The 204-nt window shown below is 72.5% G+C and carries 1 pseudogene; it reads left to right on the top strand.

The window, feature by feature from the left end:
* Positions 1–204, top strand: a pseudogene (locus QWY28_RS24320) (MFS transporter); the annotation flags it as partial.

The raw sequence follows: 204 nt of genomic DNA, 5'->3' as shown, positions 1-204 counted from the left end.
GTCCTCGGCGGCGGCTACCTCGTGGCGTACGTCCTGATGGACGCCCCCTGGCAGCTGCTGATCGTCTCCTGCATCCTCTCCGCCGGCGTCGGCATCGGGTACGCCGCGATGCCGACCCACAACCTCGACGCAGTCCCGCCGCGCGAGGCCGGCGCGGCGGTCGGCCTCAACTCGCTCATGCGCTCGCTCGGCACCACCGTCTCC

Origin of the sequence: Nocardioides oceani, assembly GCF_030412965.1 — a bacterium.
GTDB classification, from domain to species: domain Bacteria; phylum Actinomycetota; class Actinomycetes; order Propionibacteriales; family Nocardioidaceae; genus Nocardioides; species Nocardioides oceani.
Note: the sequence above shows the minus strand (reverse complement) of the source record. Positions and strands in the feature narration are given on the sequence as shown.